This is a genomic window from Mesorhizobium sp. B2-4-3, assembly GCF_006442815.1.
In the GTDB taxonomy this organism is placed as follows: domain Bacteria; phylum Pseudomonadota; class Alphaproteobacteria; order Rhizobiales; family Rhizobiaceae; genus Mesorhizobium.
Window position 1 is genome coordinate 1 of record NZ_VFVL01000069.1, and the last position, 3932, is coordinate 3932.

General features: G+C 56.2%; 4 protein-coding genes. 2 read left to right on the top strand and 2 right to left on the bottom strand.

Annotated elements, in window-relative coordinates:
- On the top strand, window positions 1-1822 hold a 1822-nt coding region (locus tag FJ956_RS30310), incomplete at its 5' end, for an AIPR family protein (RefSeq protein ID WP_140782022.1).
- Between the two features lie 282 nt (window positions 1823-2104).
- Here the strand turns inward: FJ956_RS30310 and FJ956_RS30315 are convergent.
- Entirely contained in the window at window positions 2105-2677 is a 573-nt protein-coding gene (locus FJ956_RS30315; protein ID WP_140684851.1) for a protein phosphatase 2C domain-containing protein, read from the bottom strand.
- Between the two features lie 116 nt (window positions 2678-2793).
- Window positions 2794-3321: a phospholipase D-like domain-containing protein gene (locus FJ956_RS30320; protein WP_140782023.1), complete on the bottom strand. Its 528-nt coding sequence runs from the start codon at window positions 3319-3321 to the stop codon at window positions 2794-2796.
- 136 nt (window positions 3322-3457) lie between these two features.
- On the opposite strand from FJ956_RS30320, the gene FJ956_RS30325 reads away from it, so the two are divergent.
- A partial coding sequence (locus FJ956_RS30325; protein WP_210243619.1) for a hypothetical protein occupies window positions 3458-3932 on the top strand: 475 nt, incomplete at its 3' end.

Consider the following 3932-nt stretch of genomic DNA (forward strand, 5'->3'; position numbering starts at 1 on the left):
GTTCGAACGGGTGCGCCGCTTCTGCGAGCTGGCCGTGCAGCCGACCTTCATCAACGCCATTGAGGAAACAAGCCCAACGTTTGAGGCGGCCTGGCCGATCTACTCCAACCGCGCCCGCATCCGACGAATTCGGGTAATTGCCTTTTCTAATGCCCGGCTCTCCACCCGTCGCAAACCGGAGACGACAGGAGAAGTTCTGGGTGTGCCCGTCGTATGCAGTGTCCTGGACTTTGTCCGGTACTCTGACATTTCCGCTTCGAAGACGGGGCAGGAGCCCATCGAAATCGATGTTGGAGACCGGCCCGGCTCTCCACTTCCCAGTCTACCCGCACACAGCATCGATGGCAAGCAGGCGTCATACCTGCTTGCAGTGCCAGGAACGTTCCTTGCCCAGATATACGGCCTCTATGGCGCCCAGCTGCTGGAGCAGAACGTCCGCACCTTTCTGCAGGCAAGAACTAAGGTCAACACCGGGATCATCAAGACTCTTGAAACGCAGCCGGAGATGTTCTTCGCCTATAACAATGGGCTCACAGCAACAGCTGCAAACATCACCAAGACGCGCCTCGCCGACGGAAGCCTCGGAATCGCCGCGATCGAGAACCTGCAGATTGTAAATGGTGGCCAGACCACTGCATCGATTCTCTACGCTAGTGACGCTCAGCGAAAGGACCGGCGCGCCGACCTTAGCCGCGTTTTCGTTCAGATGAAACTCTCAGTGGTAAACCCGGATCTTCTGGACGACATCGTTCCAAAGATCTCCAGGTTCGCAAACACCCAGAACAAGATCAGCGAGGCCGACTTTTTCTCAAGTCATCCTATCCATCTCGTTTTGCAGCAGATATCCCGGCAGTTGTGGGCACCGGCTAAGCCTGGTTCGCTGTCAGGATCGAAATGGTTCTATGAACGAGCCCGGGGGCAGTATCGCGATCGACTGGCATATGGGACAGACGCCGAGCGGAGACGTTTCGAGCTTGAATTTCCGCGCAGCCAGCTCATCGAGAAGACCGATCTGGCAAAATTCGAAGTTACCTTTGAGTGCAGGCCACACATTGTCAGCCGCCATGCCCAGAAGTGCTTCCTTGAATATGCGGAGACGATCGACAGGGCCTGGAAGATATCTGAAGCGCAATTTAACGAACATTGGTTCAGGGGAATCGTGGCAAAGGCAATTGCTTTCCGATGGACTGACAGGATGGTTGGCGGCTCAGCCTGGTATCAGGAGGACAGGGGCTACAAAGCCCAGGTTGTTACATATACGCTCGCCTGGCTCGTAAACTACCTTTACGAGCGGGACCTTGAGCTTGACCTTGAGGTGATCTGGCAACGCCAGGATCTGCCTGATGAAATCGGCGAAGTCCTGCGGCAGCTAGCACCGCAGGTCTCAGCCACGCTGAAGGACGCCCCCCCGCAGATGAAGAATGTCGGGGAGTACTGCAAACAACAGGCGTGCTGGGCAGCTGTTGCTGGGGCAGAATACAGGTTTGCTGGTTCTCTGGATGGGCTGGTCGTGGACCGCGCTCAAGCCGAGCACCGGAGAAAGGAGGCTATCGCAGCCAAAAAGCTCGATTCAGACATCGACCTGGATCGGTTGATGGTCGCGATGCTCGAAGACACCGAACCTTACATGACGTTTGCGAGCGGAAAGCGCCTTCTGACACCGAAATCGGTTGCCGCCCTGCGCCGGCTCACCCGTGGTGACATCCGACTGCCTGTCTCCGAGCGCAATGCCCTCAAGTACATGCTGGAGAAGATGCAGCGAGCAGGATTTGAGCTTCCAGACGCCGCAAAGGTGACGCTGGGGGAAGCTGAGGCTCAGTGACCCACCCACGCCCAATTGTTACAAAGCGCGCGGTTTCAGCGCGTATTACTTAGCAAACGCGGTGTTCAACATCGTGTCCACACTGAGCGCGTATATCCGAGGGGTAGAAGAAAATTTGGGCGACATGCGCGCCGTTTCGCTGATGCGGCCCTTCCATCGATACACCAACCTTCACTGATTCAAATGTGAGCGAATCGGGCGCACCGCATGACCGACCCAACCAAAGGTTACGGCGTGAGTCACAACCTTTGGCTAGCCGGGGAGATTTCCCCTACGTCTACACTATTCGACAACAACGACGACAGCAGACAGATTGTCGTTGGAGCCATTTTCCAAGGCCATGTCGAAAAGCGCCGACAGTGCAGAGGCCCGATCGAGCTCAGTTAGCAGCAGAAGGTCCGTGTCGCGCAAGAATCCATGGAAGCCGTCAGTCGAAATAAGATAGGTTGCCGCGACTGGGGGTCCAATTGCCGAAATTGCCGGTATCGCATGGGCGTCTGAGCCCAAATAGCGCGTGATCGAGCGTCCGTCGGCGCGCGATCGGTGGTCGTGTGTCAACATTTTGACAGCGGTTCGACCGATTTCGTAGACCCGGCTATCTCCAACGTGGAAAACATTGAGCCCATCGCGATTAAGCGCAAGGCCGGCCAACGTCGTGGCCGGCCCATTTCCAGAAGCCGCGCGACCCGAAAGTGCGCGGTTTGCCTTGGCAATCGCAACAGCGAGCGTGGCTGTGGAGTTCTGAGTAAAGTCGTCTGAGACGAGAGCTGAGAGTGCTGTATGAGAGGCCCACCTACCATCGGGACGCCCGCCGACCCCATCGGCGAGCGCGGCGAACATCACTGTGTCGCTCAATTCAGTTGATATCGTTGTAAACGCCCCGTCTCCAAGAAGCCCCACATCTGGAAGGAACACTGCGTCCTGATTGCCAACCCGACGACCGGCATCAGTAATGCCTATACAGGTCAGCCTCACTTTTCACTTCGCACGGCTGCTTCAAATCTTTGCAGTATCGTTTTCGCGTAGGCCGCTACCTGCTCCGGAATGGCAACTCGTGTTCCCCACTCTTCGCGAAACGTCCGCTTGGGGTCGCCACGAAATGACAACCAGTTGAAGCTTGTAGTTACCAGCCACTCGTCGTCCTTGATCAGAATTTTCGCATGCGTATCGCCAAGTCGGACGAACTGAAAATTCGAATGGGTCGCGGCGAGCTTCTCAAGTTGTTTTATCGCTTCGGGGATACGCTCTTCGGGGCCTAAACCATAGCCGATATGAACACGAACGCCTTCAGTCAGGCGATGACTGAGCCTGTGTAAAAACGTTTTGTCGACCACTGAATCCGTAATCCAAGGGGATACAATGATTACGCGTCGAACGGCACTCTCTAGCGCTTCGCGCAAGAGCGGAGGATGGTCATAAACTGGCACCATCTTGACCCCGGGGTCTACATCCTCAACTGCCGCAGTGGCGTCGGGCCTCGCGCCAGTCTTCTCAATCATTTGACTTCGGAGCTTGGCTTGGCCATCGTGGGCGATTCGGTCTTCTGTGGAAGTGTTGGAGGGCGCAACCCCTTTGCGGAGGTGCTTTCATATATGCGGAGCCACCCGGCAGATTGCGCGATGATCGAGGCGTGACATGAACACCGATGATATCGCGCGTCAATTTGACGATCGCCCTGGCTTCAACCTCGTCGATTTCGAGGAAGTTGGTCTCCCAGTTTATCGGCTGACTTCCACTGTGCTGACCTTACAACCAAAGGCTTACTCGCCGATTGAAGAGTTCGTTCTTCGGGCTGTCGAGGCTGGCCTTGCTAGCTTGGATGCGGTGGCAAGCTTTCTTGGCATCAGTCTGACGATCACCGAAGCCACGGCTTCAATTCTGATCAAGGACGATGAACTCATTGCTGATCCGAATGGCACGTTGCGTTTGACCCAGAAAAGCGAGCGCGTTCTTGCTGGTGAACGACACATCCGGCCGCGCGAGCAGTCACTGGTGTTCCGCTACGATGGCCTCACCCGAAAACCAATCTCAAGCGACGAACTACGTCTGTGGGAGCCCCGCGACCTTCGAGACCGAGGTATTCGAGAGATACGTGCGTTCCCTCCCAAAC

Excerpts from the sequence above, each read along its gene's own strand:
- FJ956_RS30320 (WP_140782023.1), bottom strand. The coding sequence starts at position 3,321 with ATGATTGAGAAGACTGGCGCGAGGCCCGACGCCACTGCGGCAGTTGAG.